The sequence below is a fragment of the Pantoea sp. Taur genome (assembly GCF_009830025.1).
GTDB classification, from domain to species: domain Bacteria; phylum Pseudomonadota; class Gammaproteobacteria; order Enterobacterales; family Enterobacteriaceae; genus Pantoea; species Pantoea communis.
Genome location: NZ_SZZZ01000063.1, coordinates 1 through 662, shown reverse-complemented (window position 1 = coordinate 662; position 662 = coordinate 1). Strand labels below are relative to the sequence as shown.

The 662-nt window shown below is 55.9% G+C and carries 1 protein-coding gene; it reads right to left on the bottom strand.

Features of this window, described 5'->3' with window-relative positions; translation table 11 throughout:
• Window positions 1–662: IS4 family transposase (locus tag FD744_RS25240; RefSeq protein WP_160870036.1), on the bottom strand; the 662-nt coding region annotated here is incomplete at both ends.

Genomic DNA, 662 nt, shown 5'->3' with positions numbered 1-662 from the left:
CACGGTACTGTGCCCCTTTGCGCAGCGGCAACATCCAGTGTCTTTCCGTTCCCGCCGACTGCCAGGCGTGCAGCAGACCCAGCGCATAAAAACCTTTATCAAAGAGGGTCAGAGAGTGGTCGGGGGTTTGTGGGATAAGCTGAGCGGCAAGATCGGCTTCGCCGACAGCTGAGACGCTGTCGAACGCTACTGCTGACAGCAGATGGCTGGTGACTTCCATCTGACAGACCATACGCACCTGCGGCCACTCAGAGCACTTATTAATATTGGCCGTTCGCCCGAAGGCGGCATCATTTTCTGGTGTATCAGGGGTGCGCCATACGGTGCCATCCACCGCCATCAGAGTCAGTCCGTTCCAGTGAGACAGCGGGGTCTTTTCAAACCACAGGCGCTGTGTTTTCTCAAACATCAGCCGGATAACATCTTCTCCAAATCGCTGCCGGGCCTGCACAACTGCGCTGGGCGCAACAAAGGGCCTTTTCCCCGGCAGAAGGATATCCAGGTGTGAGACGAGCTGGGTCATCGAATGGGAGCGAAAAAGTGCCATGCCGGTTACAGCCCAGACCATCATTTCCATCGATAAACGGCGCTTTCGTAACGTCACTGTCCCGGTATCAGCGAGACACTCGTCAATGAGTTCAGGAGAAAGGAGATCGGAAAGC